Below are 19,777 nucleotides of genomic sequence, written 5' to 3'. Positions count from 1 at the left end.
CCGTTCCCTTCCTCGTTACGCCGACGGCGCTGCCGACCGTTCGGCGAGTCCAGGGAAGGCTACGCTCTCGCCGCGCCAGCGCACCGCACGCACCGCGGCCTCCCGCAGCGCCTCCGCCGCCGCGGCCCGCCGCTCGCCCTCGGCCGACCGCACCAGGTCCGAGTACACCCCGGCGATCCGGTCCTCCAGCTCCGCCGCCAGCCGTACGGCCGCGGCCGAGTCCGGCACCGCGAACGGCAGCGCGTACCCGGCCGCCGCCGCGACGGGCTCGCCGCCCAGGTCGCGCACCTCGCGGGCGAGGGCGTCCCGTCGAGCCCGGTGCGCGTCGTAGGCGGAACGTGCCTCCTTGCGCCGCTCCTCGCCGATCCGCCCTCCGACGACTCCGTAGCCGTACACGGCGGCGTGTTCGGCGGCGAGTGCCGCCTGGAGCGTACGGAGGGCCGCGCCCTTCCCGTCGTCCTGCCGTTTGCTCACCGGTCACCCTCCGTCAGCAGGTACACGTGCGCGGCCCCGGCGGCCGCCACGGAGGCGAGCAGCCGGGCCAGTTCGCCCTGCGCGTCGAGCAGCGCGCGGGAACGCCGCTCGGCGAGCACCCGTTCGGCGTCGGCGAGTTCGGCCAGGGCGGCCTTCTCGTCCGCGGGGACGGCGACACGGGGCGACGTGGTCGCGGACGGCGTGGCCCCGCTCGACGCCTCACTGCCGGCCTCGCCGACCGACTCCGTGGCCGGACGGCCGGACGGCTCCTTCCCCGCCTCGAACGCCCCCACGTGCAGCAGCACCTCGGCCCGCAGCGGCGTCAACCGCCCACCCAGCCCCGGATGCGCCGCGATGACGGCGTCGTAGTGCTCGGCGAGCCGACGGCTGTCCCGTGCCGCACGCGCGCGTGCGCGGTCCTCCGGTGACGGCCGACGCCCGTTCGTGGCGGGGGAGTCGGAGCAGCCGGCCAGCAGGACGGTCCCGGCGGCCGAGACGAGCAGGCTCCTTCTGCGCGGCCCGGAGGGCATGCGCGACGGTGGGGGCAGCGGCACGGCGGACGTCCTCGGGGCTCGTACGGAATCGGGGGCGGCATGGCACGCCCGTGATCACGGTACCCGCGCACCCGTGCGTCATCACCCAACGGCACCGGTCACCCCCCGGGGTGGACGGCAACACCCCCCGGGACCGGATACCCTTTGTCAGACACGCGACCATCCCACAACAGCACACGCGGCCGAGGAGTCACCCGGATGAGCACCACCCAGAGCGAGAGGCTGCGAGAACTTCTGGAACCGCTCGTCAGCTCCCAGGGCCTCGATCTCGAAGAGATCGCCGTGGACTCCGTCGGACGCAAGCGTGTGCTGCGCGTCGTCGTCGACTCCGACACCGGAGCGGACCTCGACCGGATCGCCGATGTGAGCCGCGCGCTCTCGGCGAAGCTCGACGAGACGGACGCGATGGGAGCGGGGGAGTACACCCTCGAGGTCGGCACCCCGGGCGCGGAGCGCGCCCTGACCGAGCACCGCCACTACGTCCGCGCCACGAACCGCCTGGTGAGGTTCCGGCTCCACGAGGGCGGCGAACTCGTCGCCCGCATCCTCGACGTGGACGACGACGGCCTCGACGTCGAGGTTCCCGGTGTGAAGGGCCGCAGGGCCACCACCCGCCGGCTCGCCTTCGCCGACATCGACACGGCCCGTGTGCAGGTCGAGTTCAACCGCAAGGACCCGAAGGACAAGAAGGACATGACGGAAGAGGAGGAGGCGTAGCCGTGGACATCGACATGAGTGCCCTGCGGGGCTTGGTACGGGAGAAAGAGATCTCCTTCGACCTGCTGGTCGAAGCGATCGAGTCCGCCCTCCTCATCGCCTACCACCGCACCGAGGGAAGCCGCCGACACGCGCGCGTGGAGCTCAACCGGGAGACCGGTCATGTGACCGTGTGGGCGAAGGAGGACCCCGAGGACATCGAGGAGGGCCAGGCCCCCCGCGAGTTCGACGACACCCCGTCCGGTTTCGGCCGTATCGCCGCCACCACGGCCAAGCAGGTCATCCTGCAGCGCCTGCGCGACGCCGAGGACGACGCGACGCTCGGCGAGTACGCGGGCCGCGAGGGCGACATCGTCACGGGTGTGGTCCAGCAGGGCCGCGACCCGAAGAACGTGCTGGTGGACATCGGCAAGCTGGAGGCCATCCTCCCGGTGCAGGAACAGGTACCGGGCGAGACCTACCCGCACGGCCTGCGCCTGCGGTCGTACGTCGTCCGGGTGGCCAAGGGCGTCCGCGGCCCGTCCGTCACCCTGTCCCGCACACACCCGAACCTGGTGAAGAAGCTGTTCGCGCTGGAGGTGCCGGAGATCGCCGACGGGTCCGTCGAGATCTCCGCCATCGCCCGCGAGGCCGGCCACCGCACCAAGATCGCCGTCCGCTCCACCCGTTCGGGCCTGAACGCCAAGGGTGCCTGCATCGGCCCCATGGGCGGCCGGGTGCGCAATGTGATGGGCGAGCTTAACGGCGAGAAGATCGACATCGTCGACTGGTCGGACGACCCGGCGGAGATGGTGGCGAACGCCCTGTCCCCCGCGCGGGTGTCCAAGGTCGAGATCGTCGACATGGCGACACGCTCGGCCCGGGTGACCGTCCCGGACTACCAGCTGTCGCTGGCGATCGGCAAGGAAGGGCAGAACGCCCGCCTCGCCGCCCGTCTGACCGGCTGGCGGATCGACATCCGGCCGGACACCGAACAGCCCGCACAGCAGCCCGGCGAACGGTCCGGGGAGCGGCGCGGGGAATGATCCAGGCCGCACTGGGCTTGGATTACGACAACAACCGTTCGATTTTTGCCCCAAACGGGTGAGGTCGGTGCGGGGAGGTAGACTTAGCAGTGTCTGGCCGGACGCGAACCCGCGCATGCCCTGAACGCACCTGTGTGGGGTGCCGGGAACGAGCGGCCAAGATCGAACTGCTGCGGATCGTGGCGATCGAGGGCGAGTGCGTCCCCGATCCTCGCGGTACGCTGCCCGGCCGGGGTGCGTATGTACACCCCGCCCCGCTCTGTATCGACCAGGCGGTGCGCCGCCGGGCGTTTCCGCGGGCGCTACGCGTCCCGGGGCCGCTCGACGTAAAGGCGTTGCGCCACTACGTCGGGCAGGCACAAGGTTGCGTTCAGTAGCCGTGAGCTGCTGAACAGGCAACCACGCACGTAAGACGTGCCGCACGGAACCCCGTGCGGTCTGGTACCTCGCGAGTCGAAAGCAGGTCGAGATTGCGATGAGCACTCGATGAGTACGCGATGAGTACGCCCATGAACTAGCGACGGTCCGGACGCAACCCGGACCTCAAAGGAGCGAAGTGGCTAAGGTCCGGGTCTACGAACTCGCCAAGGAGTTCGGTGTCGAGAGCAAGGTCGTCATGGCCAAGCTCCAGGAACTCGGTGAATTCGTCCGTTCGGCGTCTTCGACCATCGAAGCGCCGGTTGTACGCAAACTGACTGACGCCTTCCAGGGCGGTGGCAACGGCAAGTCCGCCGGCAAGCCCGCCCCGAAGAAGGCCGCCCCCAGGCCCGCCGCGCCGTCCCCGGCGCAGGCGGCCCGTCCGGCTGCTCCCGCGCCCGCCGCGCCGAAGCCGCCGGCCGCGCCCAAGGCACCCGCGGCGCAGCAGCCCGCTGCCCCGTCCTCCCCCTCCGCGCCGGCTCCCGGTCCGCGTCCGACGCCGGGCCCCAAGCCCGCGCCGCGCCCGGCCCCGGCAGCTCCGGCCGCGCCCGAGTTCACCGCTCCGCCGTCGGCCCCGGCCGCCCCGAAGCAGAACACGCGCCCCGGCGCCCCCAAGCCCGGTGGCCGTCCGGCCCCCGGTCAGGGTCAGCAGGGCGGCCAGGGCGGCGGACGCCCCGGTGGTCAGGGTGCTCGTCCCGGCGGTTCCGCGCCGCGTCCGGGCGCTCGTCCGGCCGGTCCCCGTCCGGGCAACAACCCCTTCACGTCCGGTGGCTCCACCGGCATGGCGCGCCCGCAGGCGCCCCGTCCGCAGGGCGGCCCGCGTCCCGGTGGCCCCGGTGCCCCCGGCGCCGGTCCCCGTCCGCAGGCTCCGGGCGGCCAGGGCGGCGGTCCTCGTCCCCAGGGTCCGGGCGGTCAGCGTCCGTCCCCGGGCTCGATGCCGCGTCCGCAGGGCGGCGGCCCGCGTCCCGGCCCCGGTGGGCCGCGTCCCAACCCCGGCATGATGCCGCAGCGTCCCGCCGCGGGTCCGCGTCCCGGCCCCGGTGGCGGCGGCGGTCGCGGTCCCGGCGGTGCGGGTCGTCCCGGAGGCGGCGGCGGTCGTCCCGGTGGCGGCGGCTTCGCCGGTCGTCCCGGTGGCGGCGGCGGTGCCGGTCGTCCCGGTGGTGGCGGCGGCGGTTTCGCCGGTCGTCCCGGTGGTGGCGGCGGCTTCGGCGGCGGCGGTGGCCGTCCCGGCTTCGGCGGTCGTCCCGGCGGTCCCGGTGGCCGTGGTGGCACGCAGGGCGCCTTCGGCCGTCCCGGCGGTCCCGCGCGTCGCGGTCGCAAGTCGAAGCGGCAGAGGCGCCAGGAGTACGAGGCCATGCAGGCCCCGTCGGTCGGCGGCGTGATGCTGCCTCGCGGCAACGGCGAGACCATTCGCCTGTCGCGCGGTGCGTCGCTCACCGACTTCGCGGAGAAGATCAACGCCAACCCGGCGTCGCTCGTCGCGGTCATGATGAACCTCGGCGAGATGGTCACGGCCACGCAGTCCGTCTCCGACGAGACGCTGCATCTCCTGGCCGACGAGATGAACTACACGGTTCAGGTCGTCAGCCCGGAGGAGGAGGACCGCGAGCTCCTCGAGTCGTTCGACATCGAGTTCGGTGAGGACGAGGGCTCCGAGGAGGACCTGGTCGTCCGCCCGCCGGTCGTCACCGTCATGGGTCACGTCGACCACGGAAAGACCCGACTGCTCGACGCCATCCGCAAGACGAACGTCATCGCGGGCGAGGCCGGCGGCATCACCCAGCACATCGGTGCCTACCAGGTCGCGACCGAGGTCAACGACGAAGAGCGCAAGATCACCTTCATCGACACCCCGGGTCACGAGGCGTTCACCGCCATGCGTGCCCGTGGTGCGAAGTCGACCGACATCGCGATCCTGGTCGTCGCGGCCAACGACGGCGTCATGCCGCAGACGGTCGAGGCGCTCAACCACGCCAAGGCGGCCGACGTGCCGATCGTCGTCGCGGTCAACAAGATCGACGTCGAGGGCGCCGACCCGACCAAGGTGCGCGGTCAGCTGACCGAGTACGGCCTGGTGGCCGAGGAGTACGGCGGCGACACCATGTTCGTCGACATCTCCGCCAAGCAGGGTCTGCACATCGACTCCCTGCTGGAGGCCGTGATCCTCACGGCCGACGCCTCGCTCGACCTGCGGGCCAACCCGAACCAGGACGCGCAGGGCATCTCGATCGAGTCCCGTCTCGACCGCGGCCGCGGTGCCGTGGCGACGGTCCTCGTCCAGCGAGGCACGCTGCGGGTCGGCGACACGATGGTCGTGGGCGACGCCTACGGCCGCGTGCGCGCCATGCTCGACGACAACGGCAACAACGTCGCCGAGGCGGGCCCGTCCACGCCGGTCCAGGTCCTGGGTCTGACCAACGTCCCGGGCGCCGGTGACAACTTCATCGTGGTCGAGGAGGACCGTACGGCCCGCCAGATCGCGGAGAAGCGTGCGGCCCGCGAGCGCAACGCGGCCTTCGCGAAGCGCACGCGCCGCGTGTCGCTGGAGGACCTGGACAAGGTCCTGAAGGCCGGCGAGGTCCAGCAGCTGAACCTGATCATCAAGGGTGACGCTTCCGGTTCCGTCGAGGCCCTCGAGTCCTCGCTGCTCCAGCTGGACGTCGGCGAAGAGGTCGACATCCGCGTCCTGCACCGCGGCGTCGGTGCGGTCACGGAGTCCGACATCGACCTGGCGATGGGCTCCGACGCCATCGTGATCGGCTTCAACGTCCGCGCGGCAGGCCGTGCGGCGCAGATGGCCGAGCGCGAGGGTGTGGACGTCCGGTACTACTCGGTCATCTACCAGGCGATCGAGGAGATCGAGGCGGCCCTCAAGGGCATGCTCAAGCCGGAGTACGAAGAGGTCGAGCTCGGCACGGCGGAGATCCGCGAGGTCTTCCGCTCGTCCAAGCTGGGCAACATCGCGGGTGTTCTCATCCGCTCCGGCGAGGTCAAGCGCAACACCAAGGCGCGCCTCATCCGCGACGGCAAGGTCATCGCGGAGAACCTCAACATCGAGGGTCTGCGTCGCTTCAAGGACGACGTCACCGAGATCCGCGAAGGCTTCGAGGGCGGTATCAACCTCGGAAACTTCAACGACATCAAGGTCGACGACGTCATCGCGACGTACGAGATGCGCGAGAAGCCGCGCGCGTAAGCGTTCGGTTTCCGAGACGGTCCGGTCCGGGGCCGGTCGACGGAGAGTATTTCCGTCGATCGGCCCCGGCCGTTCGTTGTACGGTTCTGATGTCCCTGCCACACGGATGGCGGGGCCATCGATCCCGTACCGGCGGGTGAACCGGCTACACACATGTATGTGGGGACGCTGTCCTTCGACCTCCTCCTCGGCGACGTACGGTCGCTGAAGGAGAAGCGCTCCGTCGTCCGCCCGATCGTCGCCGAGCTCCAGCGGAAGTTCTCCGTGAGCGCGGCCGAGACCGATCACCTGGACCTCCACCGCAGGGCCGGCATCGGCCTCGCGATGGTGTCCGCGGACGCCGGGCACCTCACCGACGTACTGGACCGGTGCGAACGGCTGGTCGCCGGCCGCCCCGAGGTGGAACTGCTGTCCGTACGACGGCGCTTCCACGGCGAAGACGACTGACTTCAAGAACGCAAGAGAGAAAGAACGGGAGACGGACCAGTGGCCGACAACGCGCGGGCTAAAAGGCTGGCGGACCTCATCCGAGAGGTGGTGGCCCAGAAGCTGCAGCGCGGGATCAAGGACCCGCGGCTCGGCTCGCACGTCACCATCACGGACACCCGGGTCACGGGTGACCTGCGGGAGGCGACCGTCTTCTACACGGTGTACGGGGACGACGAGGAGCGGAAGGAGGCCGCCGCCGGACTGGAGAGCGCCAAGGGCATCCTGCGCTCCGAGGTCGGCCGGGCCGCCGGCGTGAAGTTCACGCCGACCCTGACGTTCGTCATGGACGCCCTCCCGGACACCGCCAAGACCATCGAGGACCTCCTCAGCAAGGCACGCCAGTCCGACGAGAAGGTGCGCGAGGCCGCCACGGGCGCCAAGTACGCCGGTGACGCGGACCCGTACCGCAAGCCGGGCGACGAGGACGACGAGACGGACGACGCCGCCGAATGACCGCCAAGCACACCACGCCCGACGGCCTCGTCATCGTCGACAAGCCGTCGGGCTTCACTTCGCACGACGTCGTCGCCAAGATGCGGGGCATCGCCCGGACGCGGCGCGTCGGGCACGCGGGCACCCTCGACCCGATGGCGACGGGCGTCCTCGTCCTCGGCGTCGAGCGGGCGACGAAGCTCCTCGGTCACCTCGCGCTGACCGAGAAGGAGTACCTGGGCACCATCCGCCTGGGCCAGACGACCCTCACGGACGACGCCGAGGGCGACATCACGGCCTCCGTCGACGCCGTCGGGATCACCCGGGACGCCATCGACGCCGGGGTCGCCAAGCTGACCGGCGACATCATGCAGGTGCCGTCCAAGGTCAGCGCCATCAAGATCAACGGCGTGCGGTCCTACAAGCGGGCGCGGGACGGCGAGGACTTCGACATCCCGGCCCGGCCGGTCACCGTGTCGTCGTTCGGCGTGTACGACGTCCGGGACGCCGTCGCCGACGACGGCACACAGGTCCTCGACCTGGTCGTGTCCGTGGTCTGCTCGTCCGGCACCTACATCCGCGCCCTCGCCCGCGACCTGGGCGCCGACCTCGGCGTCGGCGGGCACCTCACCGCCCTGCGCCGCACCCGCGTCGGTCCGTACCGGCTGGACGCGGCGCGCACGCTGGACGAGCTCCAGAAGGAACTCACCGTCATGCCGGTCGCCGAGGCCGCGTCGGCGGCGTTCCCCCGCTGGGACGTCGACGGGCGCCGGGCGCGGCTGCTGACCAACGGGGTGCGGCTCGACATGCCGGAGGAGTACGCGGGCTCCGGGCCCGTCGCCGTCTTCGACCCGGACGGGCGCTTCCTGGCGCTGGTCGAGGCGGAGCGGGGCAAGGCGAAGAGCCTGGCCGTCTTCGGCTGACCGGGCGCGGGCGTCTTCGGTGGGTTCGGCACGGGTGTCTTCGGCTGACCGGGCACGGGCGTCTTCGGTGGGTCCGGCGCGGGCGTCTTCGGCTGACCGGGCATGGGGCTTCGGCTGACCCGGCGCGGGCGGGGCCTCTCGGACGGCTTCCGGCGCTCCGCCCGTGGAGCGGCAGCCACGGGGACCTCCACTGCCGCCGCTCCACGGTCCCCCCTCGGTTCCCCCACCCTTAGAGTGCGTCCCGCCACCTCCGTCTATTCACCCGTCCGGACGGGCGCTCGGAGTGAACCGGGGGAGCGGAAGGGGGCGCGTTCCCCGGCCCACCTGTTCCGCTGATCACCGCGCGCCTACCGTCGGAAGCGGGGCACGGCGGGGAGGTACGGCGATGACGGCGCAGCGGGGCTCGCAGCACGGGGAGGGCGCGCCCCCCGGGGCGTACGACACCGCGCTCGTCCGGCTGCACGATCCGGCCGGCCGGCCGCGCGGCACCGGCTTCGCCGCCGACCACCACGGCACGGTCCTCACCAGCCACGAGGCCGTCGACGGGGCCGACCGCCTCGTGGTCACCGCGGCCGGGGGCCGCCACTGCGCCGTGACCGCGGACGCGGTGACAGCACTGCCCGGCCTCGACCTCGCCCTCGTCCGCACCGAGGGCCTCGGCGTCCCGCCGCTGCCCGTGACCGTGCGGGACCGCGTCGAGCCCGGCACGTACGTGCGGATCGCCGCCGGGGGCTGGCGCGAGGCGCGCGTGCTCGGCACGGCCCCGGCCACCTATGCCGCCTCCGAGCGGCGCCATCTCCTGGCCGGCGCCGTGGAGTTGGCCCTCGGCACGGCCGGGTGCGACGCGCTGCGCACCGGCCGCGGGGCGTCCGGGGGACCGGTGCTCGACGCGGCGACCGGCGCCGTGCTCGGGGTGCTCGGCGCCGCGCTCAGCTCCGCCCACCGCGACGTCGGCTTCGCCGCGCCCCTGCGCCCCCAGGAGGGCGCCCCGCACACCGAGGGCCCGCTCGCCGCGCTGCTCGCGGAGAACGCCGCGACCGTGCCCGCCTACGGCGCCGACCTCAATCTCGCCGGGGTGCTGGAACTGACGGCCACCTCGGTCGGCCAGGACGGCCCACCGGCCGCGCCGCCGGGCCCCGGTGCCGTCCCGCCGGTCGAACGGGCCGCTCCCGCCGCCGAGTTCGCCGCGTTCGAGGCCGGCCCCGCCGCCGTCCTCGCCCTCGTCGGGGCGCCCGGCAGCGGACGTACGACCGAACTCGCCGCGCTCGCCGCCCGCCGCGGCCGGGGCCCCGCGCCCGCCCCCACGCTGTGGCTGCGCGGAGCGGACCTCCGCGACGACGACACCTCCGTCGCCGACGCCGCCCGCAGGGCCCTGGACCGCGCCGCCCGCATCGTCGCCGCCTCCCGCACCGCCCCGCCCGCCGACCTGGGCGACACCACCCCGGAGCGCCTGGCCCGCCTCGCCCGCGACGCCGGGCGCCCCCTGCTGCTCCTGCTGGACGGCCCCGAGGAAATGCCGCCGGTCCTCTCCCACCGCCTGGCCGCCTGGACGACCGGCACGGCCGACTGGCTCCGCCGCACGGGCGCCCGCCTGGTGGTGGCGTGCGGCGCCGAGTACTGGGAGGAGGCCGGAGCTTCACTCCCGGCGGACCTGCTGCACGGGGGGCCGGCGGCCGGGGGCGATGAGGCCGGAGTCTCCGCAGGCGGCGGGGCCGCGGTGGCCGGGGGCGCGGCGATCGGCGGTGACGGGGCGGTGGCCGGAGGCCGTGGGGCCGTGGCGCCCGGCGGTCGTGGGATTGCGGCGCCCTGGCGTGACGGGACCCCCGTGTCTCCCGGCCCCGCCGGTCTCCCCGCCCGTCTCCCCGCCTGCGTGCCCCTCGGTGACCTCGACGTGGGGGAGGCCCGGCGGGCTCGGGCGCGGTATGGGATTCCCGATGGCGTGCTCGGTGACCGGGACGAGCGGCATCCGCTCACCCTGCGGTTGCTCTCCGAAGTGCGGGCCGCGCTGCCGGGCGGCGGCGCGGAACGCGTCGACCGGCACGACGTGTTCGCCGCCCACCTCGACCTGATGTGCCTGCGCGTCGCCGTCCGGCTCGCCGCCGAGAACGGGCTGCGCGGCGCTGCCGTGCGCAGACTCGCCGCGAAGGTCGCCGGTCAGGTCCACGAGGCCGCCCGCCGCAGCCTCGGACCGGGGCAGGGCGGGCTGGACCGGGAGGCGTTCGAGGCGGTGTTCCCGTGGGGGCCCGCGCCCGCCAGGCTGGGCGGCGGCACCGGCTGGGCGTCCGCCGTGCTCGCCGAGGGCCTCCTCGTGCCCGCCGGCACCGGCTACCGCTTCGCCCACGAGGAACTCGCCGACTGGATCCAGGGCACCCACCTCGACCTGGACGAGGCCCTGCGCGCCCTCGTCCACCGCCGCCGCGACCCGGACAACGCCCACCCGCTGCCCGTACCGCACCACCGCATCGGCCCCGTCGTCCAGGCCCTGCTCCTCCTGCCCCGCCAGTACGGCCCCGGTCGGCTGGCCGCCCGGCTGGAGGAACTGGTGCTCGCGCTGGACGCCGACCCGGACAACTGGTGGGCCGCGCGGCTGCTCGCGCAGGTGCTGGTCCGCGTGCCCGACGCGACGCCCTGCGCCCGCCCCCTGCGGCTGCTCGCCGAGCGGCTCGTGGCCCGGCGCGAGCGGGAACGGCGGCCGGTGCCAAGGGAGTTCGGGCCCGCGTTCTGGAGCGCGCTGCCCCTGTCCGAGGCCGTCCGCTGCGAGTTGCTGCGCGTCCTCGTGCGCGCCGACGGCCCGCCGGACGAGCCCGGCCCCCGCTTCCTCGACGCCACCGCGCGGCTGCTCGCCGCCCGGCCCGCCGCCGTACAGCCGCACCTCGTGCGCTGGTTCGACGACGAGCGCCCGCTGCCCGCCACGCCCCACGCGACCGTCGGCACGGCCGCGCAGGCGCTGCTGCACACCCACCGGCACCGGGCGCTGGACGAGCTGACCGAGGCGCTCGCCGGCAGCGCGCACGCGCGCGCCGCCGAACTCCTCGCCGTCCTCGCCCGGGAGGAACCCTCCGCCGTGTGCCGCGCCATCGACCGCTGGGCGCACGACGAGCGGCCCGAACGCCGGGCGGCCGCCCTCACCCACGGGCTGCGGGCCGCCCCGCACGCGACCACCGAGCCCGACCGCATGCTGCTGCGCTACGCCGCCCTCGCCCTGCTCGCCCGCCCCGCCGACCACGCCCTGCACGGCGGAGCGCTCGCCCTCCTCGTCCGCGACCCGCACACCCGCGCCCGGCACCTGCCGCAGGCGCTGCGGCACTTCGCGGCCGGTGACCCGCTGTTCCCGCCGAGCGCCCTCGCCGGCGCCCTCGTCACGCACCCCGACCCCGTCCTCGACGCCTTCCGGGAGCGGCTGCGGCTGCCCGGCGCCGGGCCCGCCCTGCGCACCCTCGCCGACGTCACCACGCCCGGCCTGGCCCGCCGGGTCGCCGCCCTCGTACGGGAAGCAGTCGAGCGGCGCCCCGAGACCGCAGGGGACGTCGCCGCGTACGTCGACCGGCGCCTCGACCAGGGGCCCGCCGCCCGGGCCGTGCTGCTCCCGCTGGTCGGCTCGCTCCTGGACGACGGGCCCGAGCCGGTGCGGGCCGCGCTCGCCGGAGTCGTCGGCGCCCCCGGCGCGCCCGCCTCCCGCCCCGTGCGCCGCGAACTGCGCGAGGCGCTGCTGGCCCGCGAGGACGAGCCCGCCGTCCTGGACGCCCTGCTGCGCGGCGCCGCCCTGCACGACGGCGACGACCTGCGCGACCTCGTGCACCGCACCGGGCGCCGCCTCGCGCGCACCCCGGACGGCGCGACCCGCTTCGACCTCGCCCTGGCCGACCTGAGCAGGCACGTCCCGGGCTTCGCCGCCCGCGTCGCCGGCTGGCTGACCGACGCACCCCGCGACTGGGCGCCCCTCGTGGGCCCCAGCACGCGCCGCACGATCGAGCACCTGGCCGGCCTGCGCGTGCCCGCCTGAGCCGGGCCGCGGGTGCCTTCGGTCACAGCCCGATACCGATGCGGGCCGGACGCCCCCGGCATGGCACCCTTAGACCTGCGTACGAGGCACCACGGACACCGGTTCGAAGAGTTTGCGACAAGGAGCATTCACAGTGCAGCGCTGGCGTGGCTTGGAGGACATCCCCGAGGACTGGGGGCGCAGCGTCGTCACCATCGGTTCCTACGACGGCGTCCACCGCGGTCACCAGCTGATCATCCGGCATGCCGTGAACCGCGCCCGCGAGCTGGGCGTGCCCGCCGTCGTCGTCACCTTCGACCCGCACCCCAGCGAGGTCGTCCGGCCCGGCAGCCACCCGCCGCTGCTCGCCCCGCACCACCGCCGCGCCGAGCTGATGGGCGAACTCGGCGTGGACGCCGTGCTGATCCAGCCGTTCACCACGGAGTTCTCGAAGCTGTCCCCGGCCGACTTCGTCGTCAAGGTCCTGGTCGACAAGCTGCACGCCAAGGCCGTCGTCGAGGGCCCCAACTTCCGCTTCGGACACCGCGCAGCGGGCAACGTCGAGTTCCTCGCCGAACAGGGCAAGGTCTACGACTTCGAGGTCGACGTCGTCGACCTGTACGTGTCCGGGGAGGCGGGCGGCGGGGAGCCGTTCTCCTCCACGCTGACCCGGCGCCTGGTCGCCGAGGGCGATGTCGAGGGCGCCGGGGAGATCCTGGGCCGGCCGCACCGCGTCGAGGGCGTCGTCGTCCGGGGCGCGCAGCGGGGCCGCGAGCTCGGCTTCCCCACCGCCAACGTCGAGACCCTCCCGCACACCGCGATCCCGGCCGACGGCGTCTACGCGGGCTGGCTGCACGCCCAGGGCGAGGCCATGCCGGCGGCGATCTCCGTCGGCACGAACCCGCAGTTCGACGGCACCGAGCGCACGGTGGAGGCGTACGCCATCGACCGCGTCGGCCTCGACCTGTACGGCCTGCACGTCGCCGTGGACTTCCTGGCCTTCGTGCGCGGCCAGGCGAAGTTCGACACCCTCGAAGCCCTGCTGGAGCAGATGGCCGAGGACGTCAAACGCTGCCGCGAGCTGATCGGTGCGGCGGAGGAGTAACCTCCGCCACCCGATCCACCGCTCGGGCGCCGCGCCCGGCGAATTCCGCAGGCGTCCCCGCGGCGCGGCTCATGTCGCGGGCGTCGCCCTGGCCCGAGTCCCGTTGCCGGGCGTCCGCTCCGGCCCGGCTCACTTCGCGGGCGTCGCCCGGTCCGCGTCACGTCGCCGGGTGCCCCGGCTCGGGCGTCGCTTTGGTCCGTGTCCCGTTGCCGGGGTGCCCCGGTCCGTGTCAGTTCTCCGGTGTCGCCGTGGCCCGGGCCCAGTGGCAGGCCGCCTGGGACGGGCCGCTGCCCGCGAGGATCTCCAGGTCGCGGGTCCGGCAGGCGTCCGCCACGCCCGCGCGCTCCGCCTCGCCGCCGGCCAGGACCTGGCAGCGGACGTGGAAACGGCAGCCGGTCGGCACGCGGGACGGGTCCGGGGGTTCGCCGGTGAGGACCACCGGGTCGCCCGGGGCCTCGGGGAGCACCGACAGCAGGGCCTGTGTGTACGGGTGCCGGGGCGCCGTCAGCACCTGCTCGACCGCGCCGGTCTCCACGATCCGCCCGAGGTACATCACGGCCACCCGGTCGGCGATGTTCCACGCCAGCCCCAAGTCGTGCGTGACGACCAGCGCGGACAGCCCCAACTCGGCGCGCAGCCGCAGCAGCAGCGCCAGGATCTCGCCGCGCACCGACGCGTCGAGGGACGCCACCGGCTCGTCCGCGACGAGGAGTTCGGGCTCCAGGACCAGCGCGCCCGCGATGACGACGCGCTGACGCTGACCGCCCGACAGCTCGTGCGGGTAGCGCAGGAAGAACCGCTCCGGGGGCCGCAGCCCCGCCCGGGACAGCGCCCGCGCCACGGCCTCCCGCTCGTCACCGCCGTACCCGTGGATGCGCAGCCCCTCGGCGACCGCGTCGTACACCGTGTGCCGGGGGTTGAGCGAGCCGCTCGGGTCCTGGAGCACCAGCTGCACCCGCTTGCGGTACGCCTTCAGCGCCCGGCCCGAGTAGTCGAGCGGGCGGCCGTCGAACGTGACGTCGCCCGACGTCGGCCGGACCAGGCCCAGCAGGCTGCGCGCCAGCGTCGTCTTGCCGCAGCCCGACTCGCCGACCAGGGCGACGATCTCACCGGGCCGGATGTCGAGGTCCACGCCGTCGACCGCGCGGGCGCGCGCCGCGCCGTGCCGGCCGGGGAACGTGACGTGCAGGTCCCGCGCGCTCAGCAGGGGAGCGCCGGTGACCTCGGGGGTCTCGGAGACCGCTGGGGACGTGCTCATGGCGTGCTGCGCCTCGCTTCCTCAAGGGGCCCCGACTCGTCGAGCGGCCCCGCTGCCGTGGACCCGTCCGCCGCCACGTGGACGCAGGCCGCCCGCCGGTCCGCGCCCGCCGCCCGCAGCGCCTGGTCGTCCCGCGAGCAGGAGTCGAGGGCCACGGGGCAGCGCGGATGGAACGTGCAGCCGGACGGCAGCGCGACCGGGTCGGGCGGATCACCGGCGAGCCCCTGGGGCGCGAACCGGGACGCCGGGTCGCCGATCCTCGGGAACGCGGCCGACAGCGCCTTCGCGTACGGGTGCCGGGCATCGTCGTAGACCTGCCGGGCCGGGCCCTCCTCGACGACCCGCCCCGCGTACATCACCGCGAGCCGGTCGCAGGTGTCCGCGAGGACCGCCAGGTCGTGGCTGATCATGACGAGGCCCACGTCCTGCTCGGCGACGAGCTGCTCGATCAGCCGGAGGATCTGCGCCTGGATCATCACGTCGAGCGCGGTGGTCGGCTCGTCCGCGATCACCAGCCGCGGATCGCAGGCCAGCGCCATCGCGATCATGACGCGCTGACGCTGACCGCCGGACAGTTCGTGCGGGTAGGCGTTCGCACGGGCGGCGGGCAGGCCCACCTGCTCCAGCAGTTCGCCGGTCTTCTTCCTCGCGCCGGCCGGGGTGGCCTTGCGGTGCAGCAGGATCGGCTCGGCGATCTGGTCGCCGATGCGGTGCACGGCGTTGAGGGAGTGCATCGCGCCCTGGAAGACGATGGACGCCCCCGCCCAGCGGACCGCGCGCACCCGGCCCCACTTCATGGCCAGCACGTCCTCGCCGTCGAGCAGGATCTGCCCGGTGGCGCGCGCCCCGGGCGGCAGCAGCCGCAGCAGCGCCAGCGCCAGCGTCGACTTGCCGCAGCCCGACTCACCGGCCAGGCCGAGCTTCTGGCCCGCGTCCAGGCGCAGGTCCACACCGCGCACGGCCGCGGCCCCGCCGGCGTACGTCACCGTCAGGTCCCTGACGTCGAGCAGACTCAACGGGACACCCCCAGCCTCGGGTTGAGGACCGCTTCCACGGCCCGGCCGCACAGCGTGAACGCCAGCGCCACCACCGCGATCGCGATGCCCGGCGGCACCAGGTACCACCAGTGGCCGGCGCTGACCGCGCCCGCCTCCCGCGCGTCCTGGAGCAGCCCGCCCCAGGAGACGACCGTCGGGTCGCCGAGGCCGAGGAAGGCCAGCGTGGCCTCGGCGAGGATGGCCGAGGAGATGATCAGGGTCGTCTGGGCCAGCACCAGCGGCATCACGTTCGGCAGCACGTGCCGCGACATGATGTGCCAGTGGCCGCCGCCCAGCGCCTTCGCGCGCTCGATGTACGGGCGGGTCTCCACCGCCAGCGTCTGCGCGCGCACCAGCCGGGCCGTCGTCGGCCAGGTGGTCACGCCGATCGCCACCACGATCGTGGTCAGCGAGCGGGACATCACGGTGGCCAGCGCGATCGCCAGCACCAGCGTCGGCATGACGAGGAACCAGTCCGTCACCCGCATCATCACCGTCGCGTACCAGCCGCGGAAGTGGCCGGCCGTGACCCCGATCAGCGTGCCGATCGCCACCGACAGCACGGCGGCGAGCAGTCCCACCAGCAGCGACACGCGCGAGCCCCACACCACCAGGCCCAGCAGATCGCGGCCGAACTGGTCGGTGCCGAGCGGGAATTCACCGCTCGGGCTCTGCAACGGGCTGCCCGGCGCGTCGGTCACGTTGCTCACGTCGGAGCCCACGAGCAGCGGCGCGGCCAGCGCCAGCAGCGCGAACAGCGCGAGCGCCGCCAGGCCGAACACCCCGGCCCGGTGCGTGCGGTACTGCCGCCAGAACCGCGCCACGGAGGCCCGGCGCCGCTGCCGGGCCAACGCGCGCGGGCTCGCGGGGGACTTGGGGCCGGTGTCCGGGCCGGTGGGTGACTTGTCGGCGGCTGTCGTCTCGGTCGTCATCGGCCCACCCGGGGGTCGAGCAGCGGATAGATCAGGTCGGCGAGCGTGTTCATCACGATCACCGCGGCGGCGAACACGAAGAACAGGCCCTGCACCAGCGGCAGATCGGGCACGCTGAGCGCCTGGTAGAACAGCCCGCCGAGCCCCGGCCAGGAGAACACCGTCTCCACCAGGATCACGCCCGCCACGGTCCGGCCGAGGTTGATGAAGATCAGCGTCACGGTGGGCAGCAGCGCGTTGGGCACCGCGTGCCGGCGCCGCACGAGGTCGTCGCGCAGACCCTTGGCCCGCGCGGTCGTCAGATAGTCGCTGCCCATCTCGTCCAGCAGCGCCGACCGCGTCACCAGCAGCGTCTGCCCGTACTCGACGGCCACCAGCGTCAGCACCGGGAGGATCAGATGGTGCGCCACGTCCAGGACGTACGCGAAGCCCTCCTCGCCGCCCGATTCCATGCCGCCGGTCGGGAACAGACCCGGCAGCGGGCCGATGCCCACCGACAGCACGATGATCAGCAGCAGGCCCAGCCAGAACGACGGGATGGAGTAGAGCGTCAGCGCCAGACCGGTGTTGATCCGGTCGCCCGCCTTGCCGTGCCGCCACGCCGAGCGGGTGCCGAGGAAGATGCCCAGCACCGTGTAGAGGACGAACGACGTGCCGGTCAGCAGCAGCGTGTTCGGCAGCGCCTCGGTGATCTTGTCGATGACCGGCGCCCGGAACTGGTACGACGTGCCGAGGTCGCCGGTGAGCGCCTTGCCGCAGTAGTCGGTGAACTGCTGCCACAGCGGCAGGTCCAGGCCGAACTCCTTGCGGTAGGCGGCCAGTTGCTCCGCCGACACCTGACGGCCGCCCGTCATGTGCTTGACCGGGTCGCCCGGGATCAGCCGGAAGAGGAAGAAACTGGTGACGAGAACGGCGAGCAGGGAGACGGCCGCACCGGCCACCTTGCCCGCCACGTACCGCAGATACGCGGTGGTGGTGCGCGCCCGTGGCCCCCGGGCCGCCGGCCCGGCCTCGGCCGGACCGGCGGTCTCCTCGACCAGCGCGGGTGTTGCGTCAGCGGTCATGTGTACTCAATCGCCTGGTCGGTTCGAAGGGTGTGCGGGTGCCCGGGGACGCCTGCCCCCGGGCACCCGCCGGGCCCACGCCTGCTCGCGGTCCTCGGTGGGCCTGCGCCTACTCGCGGTCCTCGGCGGTGGACCGGCGCCGCATCGCCACGAACAGGCCGAGGCCCGCGAGGACGACGACACCCGCCACGATCCCGATGACCACCCCGGTCGACGAGGAGTCGTCCGAGGAGTCGCCGGAGTCCGCCGGAACCGCCGACCACCAGCTCCAGTAGCCGTCCTGGCCGTAGATGTTGCCCGCCTTCGCCGGCATCGTCGTGATCGACTTGATGTGGTCCGTGCGGTAGGCCTCGACCGCGTTCGGGTACGCCATGACGTTCATGTACCCGAGGTCGTACAGCCGTGACTCCATCTGCTTGACGATGTCCGCCCGTTTGGCCGGATCGTATTCGGCGAGCTGCTTCGCGTAGAGCTCGTCGTACTTCTTGTCGCAGATGAAGTTGTCCGTCGCTCCGGTGTCCTTCGGCGTCGCCGGGAGCGCCGCGCAGGTGTGGATGGAGAGCACGAAGTCCGGGTCCGGGTTGACCGACCAGCCGTCGAAGGCCAGGTCGTACTTCCCCGCGAGCCAGGGATCGGTCACGTTGTCCAGGCAGTTGAGGGTCACCCCGATGCCGAGGTCGCCCCACCACTCCTCGAGGTACTTGCCGATCGCCTTGTCGTTCGGGTCCGTGGCGTGGCACAGGATGCGGTAGTTGATCGGCTTGCCGTCCTTGCCGACGCGCTTGCCGTCACCGTTCTTCTTGTACCCGGCCTCGTCGAGCAGCTTCGCCGCCTTCGCCGGGTCGTACGCCAGCTCCTGGTCGGCGGACGGCTCCCAGAAGTACTGCGAGAAGCGCGGCGGGATGTACCCGGCGCCCTCGACGGCGTGGCCCTGGAACACCTTGTCGATGACGGTCTTGCGGTCGACCGCCATGAACAGCGCGTTCCTGACCCGCTGGTCCAGCAGCGAGGGGTGCCCGTCGCCGAACTTCTCGCCGTTCTTCGCCTTCGCGCCCGGGTTGGTGGCCAGCGCGTAGAAACGCCGGCCGGGCGCGTCATTGACCTTGATGTTCTTCTCGCCCTTGAGCGAGGCCGCCTGAGCGGGCGTCAGCGACGGCGAGCCCGAGACGAAGGACACCTCGCCCTTGCGCAGCGCGGACACCGCCGCGTCCTGGTCCTTGTAGTAGCGGAAGACCAGTTCGTCGAACTTCGGAGTGCCGCGCCAGAAGTCCTTGTTGGCCTTCAGCCGTACGTAGCTGTCGGGCTTGTAGCCGGTCAGCACGAACGGCCCGTTCCCGACGAGCGGGAACTCCTTGTCGTTGTTGAACTTCGAGAAGTCGTCGACCTTCTCCCACACGTGCTTGGGCACGATCGGCACGTCCAGCGCCGTCATGGTGGCCTGCGGCTTCTTCAGCTCGATGACCAGCTTGGTGGGGCTCGGCGCGGTGACCTTCTTGAAGTTGCCGACGAAGCTGCCGTTGGCGGTCGCGGCGCCCTCGTCGGTCATCATCGTGTTGAACGTCCACGCCGCGTCCTCGGCGGTGGCCTGCTTGCCGTCCGACCACTTGGAGTTGTCCCGGATCGTGTACGTCCAGGTCAGCTTGTCGGACGACGACTCCCACTCGGTGGCGAGGCCGGGGATGACCTTGTTGTCCTTGGGGTCGTAGTTCGTCAGGTACTCGTACGTGAGCCGGTGGATGCTCGTGCTGAGCAGCCTGACCGCCAGGAACGGGCTGAGCGAGTCGACGCTCTGCGCCACCGCGACGGTGAGCACCTTCTTGCCGTCGTCGGCCGCTGCCGCCTGCTGCGGCGCCGGGTTGAGCGGTGTCGCGAGACCGGCGGTCAGCGCGAACGCGGCCGCACCGGCCGCCGCCACGAGCCGGACGCGGCGCGGGAGATTACGAGAATGGGGGCGCGGACGCCCTCTGCCGTACTGATCGTTCTTGTCCATTGCGTCGGTGACCTCGCGTCATGGCTCGCACGGGATGGAGGGTTGAGCGGACGGGTTGATCAGGTAGATGAGGTTGTCTATCAGCGAGTATCTGCACGCGTCAACGGCAGGTGAACCCCATGTGGCCTGCGGAAATAACGAATTGACGAGCTTTTCGCGCCCATTGGTCGAGACCTCTGAAG

General features: G+C 73.1%; 16 protein-coding genes. 9 read left to right on the top strand and 7 right to left on the bottom strand.

Annotated features, from left to right (window positions below; all coding sequences use genetic code 11):
• Nucleotides 1-15: 15 nt before the first annotated feature.
• Together ACZ7D7_RS27215 and ACZ7D7_RS27210 are read right to left on the bottom strand one after the other, a co-directional pair.
• Nucleotides 16-474: a ferritin-like domain-containing protein gene (locus ACZ7D7_RS27215; RefSeq protein ID WP_470827667.1), complete on the bottom strand. Its 459-nt coding sequence runs from the start codon at nt 472-474 to the stop codon at nt 16-18.
• Nucleotides 471-1,028, bottom strand: a complete 558-nt coding sequence (locus ACZ7D7_RS27210; protein ID WP_470827666.1) for a hypothetical protein — start codon at nt 1,026-1,028, stop codon at nt 471-473. The genes ACZ7D7_RS27215 and ACZ7D7_RS27210 overlap by 4 nt, the downstream gene beginning before the upstream one ends.
• Nucleotides 1,029-1,226: 198 nt before the next feature.
• On the opposite strand from ACZ7D7_RS27210, the gene rimP reads away from it, so the two are divergent.
• From rimP to ACZ7D7_RS27165, 9 genes are all read left to right on the top strand, one after another.
• Nucleotides 1,227-1,745 carry a ribosome maturation factor RimP gene (rimP, locus tag ACZ7D7_RS27205; RefSeq protein WP_470827665.1) on the top strand — a complete coding sequence of 173 codons (519 nt, stop codon included), beginning with the start codon at nt 1,227-1,229 and terminating at the stop codon, nt 1,743-1,745.
• Between the two features lie 2 nt (nt 1,746-1,747).
• On the top strand, nt 1,748-2,770 hold the full coding sequence (gene nusA, locus ACZ7D7_RS27200; RefSeq protein ID WP_470827664.1) for a transcription termination factor NusA: 1,023 nt from the start codon (nt 1,748-1,750) through the stop codon (nt 2,768-2,770).
• A gap of 89 nt (nt 2,771-2,859) precedes the next feature.
• Nucleotides 2,860-3,147 carry a YlxR family protein gene (locus ACZ7D7_RS27195; RefSeq protein WP_470827662.1) on the top strand — a complete coding sequence of 96 codons (288 nt, stop codon included), beginning with the start codon at nt 2,860-2,862 and terminating at the stop codon, nt 3,145-3,147.
• A 179-nt stretch (nt 3,148-3,326) separates the two neighbouring features.
• Entirely contained in the window at nt 3,327-6,383 is a 3,057-nt protein-coding gene (infB, locus tag ACZ7D7_RS27190; RefSeq protein ID WP_470827661.1) for a translation initiation factor IF-2, read from the top strand.
• Between the two features lie 153 nt (nt 6,384-6,536).
• Complete coding sequence (locus ACZ7D7_RS27185; RefSeq protein WP_470827660.1) at nt 6,537-6,830, top strand: DUF503 domain-containing protein; 294 nt, start codon at nt 6,537-6,539, stop codon at nt 6,828-6,830.
• Between the two features lie 39 nt (nt 6,831-6,869).
• A complete protein-coding gene (gene rbfA, locus ACZ7D7_RS27180; protein ID WP_470827659.1) occupies nt 6,870-7,325 on the top strand; it encodes a 30S ribosome-binding factor RbfA in 456 nt (151 codons plus the stop codon).
• Nucleotides 7,322-8,227, top strand: a complete 906-nt coding sequence (gene truB / locus ACZ7D7_RS27175) for a tRNA pseudouridine(55) synthase TruB (RefSeq protein WP_470827658.1) — start codon at nt 7,322-7,324, stop codon at nt 8,225-8,227. Before rbfA ends, truB begins: the two co-directional genes overlap by 4 nt.
• 385 nt (nt 8,228-8,612) lie before the next feature.
• Entirely contained in the window at nt 8,613-12,230 is a 3,618-nt protein-coding gene (locus tag ACZ7D7_RS27170) for a trypsin-like peptidase domain-containing protein (protein WP_470827657.1), read from the top strand.
• A 133-nt stretch (nt 12,231-12,363) separates the two neighbouring features.
• Nucleotides 12,364-13,314 carry a bifunctional riboflavin kinase/FAD synthetase gene (locus tag ACZ7D7_RS27165; RefSeq protein WP_470827656.1) on the top strand — a complete coding sequence of 317 codons (951 nt, stop codon included), beginning with the start codon at nt 12,364-12,366 and terminating at the stop codon, nt 13,312-13,314.
• Nucleotides 13,315-13,543: 229 nt separating this feature from the next.
• On the opposite strand, the gene ACZ7D7_RS27160 is transcribed toward ACZ7D7_RS27165, so the two are convergent.
• From ACZ7D7_RS27160 to ACZ7D7_RS27140, 5 genes are all read right to left on the bottom strand, one after another.
• A complete protein-coding gene (locus ACZ7D7_RS27160) occupies nt 13,544-14,572 on the bottom strand; it encodes an ABC transporter ATP-binding protein (protein WP_470827655.1) in 1,029 nt (342 codons plus the stop codon).
• Nucleotides 14,569-15,588 (bottom strand): ABC transporter ATP-binding protein, encoded by a 1,020-nt coding sequence (locus ACZ7D7_RS27155; protein ID WP_470827653.1) that lies wholly within the window; start codon nt 15,586-15,588, stop codon nt 14,569-14,571. The genes ACZ7D7_RS27160 and ACZ7D7_RS27155 overlap by 4 nt, the downstream gene beginning before the upstream one ends.
• The gene (locus tag ACZ7D7_RS27150; protein WP_470827652.1) at nt 15,585-16,541 is read right to left on the bottom strand and encodes an ABC transporter permease; all 957 of its coding nucleotides are present in this window, start codon (nt 16,539-16,541) and stop codon (nt 15,585-15,587) included. Before ACZ7D7_RS27150 ends, ACZ7D7_RS27155 begins: the two co-directional genes overlap by 4 nt.
• The gene (locus ACZ7D7_RS27145; protein ID WP_470827650.1) at nt 16,538-17,605 is read right to left on the bottom strand and encodes an ABC transporter permease; all 1,068 of its coding nucleotides are present in this window, start codon (nt 17,603-17,605) and stop codon (nt 16,538-16,540) included. The genes ACZ7D7_RS27150 and ACZ7D7_RS27145 overlap by 4 nt, the downstream gene beginning before the upstream one ends.
• 109 nt (nt 17,606-17,714) lie before the next feature.
• Complete coding sequence (locus ACZ7D7_RS27140) at nt 17,715-19,595, bottom strand: ABC transporter substrate-binding protein (protein WP_470827648.1); 1,881 nt, start codon at nt 19,593-19,595, stop codon at nt 17,715-17,717.
• Nucleotides 19,596-19,777 lie beyond the last annotated feature (182 nt).

Source organism: Streptomyces sp. NPDC037054 (assembly GCF_055606745.1).
This window is presented reverse-complemented; position numbering and strand designations above follow the sequence as displayed.

Bases quoted from the DNA above. Each gene is read 5' to 3' on its own strand.
- rimP (WP_470827665.1), top strand. From the start codon at position 1,227: ATGAGCACCACCCAGAGCGAGAGGCTGCGAGAACTTCTGGAACCGCTC.
- ACZ7D7_RS27185 (WP_470827660.1), top strand. From the start codon at position 6,537: ATGTATGTGGGGACGCTGTCCTTCGACCTCCTCCTCGGCGACGTACGG.
- truB (WP_470827658.1), top strand. From the start codon at position 7,322: ATGACCGCCAAGCACACCACGCCCGACGGCCTCGTCATCGTCGACAAG.
- ACZ7D7_RS27170 (WP_470827657.1), top strand. From the start codon at position 8,613: ATGACGGCGCAGCGGGGCTCGCAGCACGGGGAGGGCGCGCCCCCCGGG.
- ACZ7D7_RS27160 (WP_470827655.1), bottom strand. From the start codon at position 14,572: ATGAGCACGTCCCCAGCGGTCTCCGAGACCCCCGAGGTCACCGGCGCT.
- ACZ7D7_RS27150 (WP_470827652.1), bottom strand. From the start codon at position 16,541: ATGACGACCGAGACGACAGCCGCCGACAAGTCACCCACCGGCCCGGAC.
- ACZ7D7_RS27145 (WP_470827650.1), bottom strand. From the start codon at position 17,605: ATGACCGCTGACGCAACACCCGCGCTGGTCGAGGAGACCGCCGGTCCG.
- ACZ7D7_RS27140 (WP_470827648.1), bottom strand. From the start codon at position 19,595: ATGGACAAGAACGATCAGTACGGCAGAGGGCGTCCGCGCCCCCATTCT.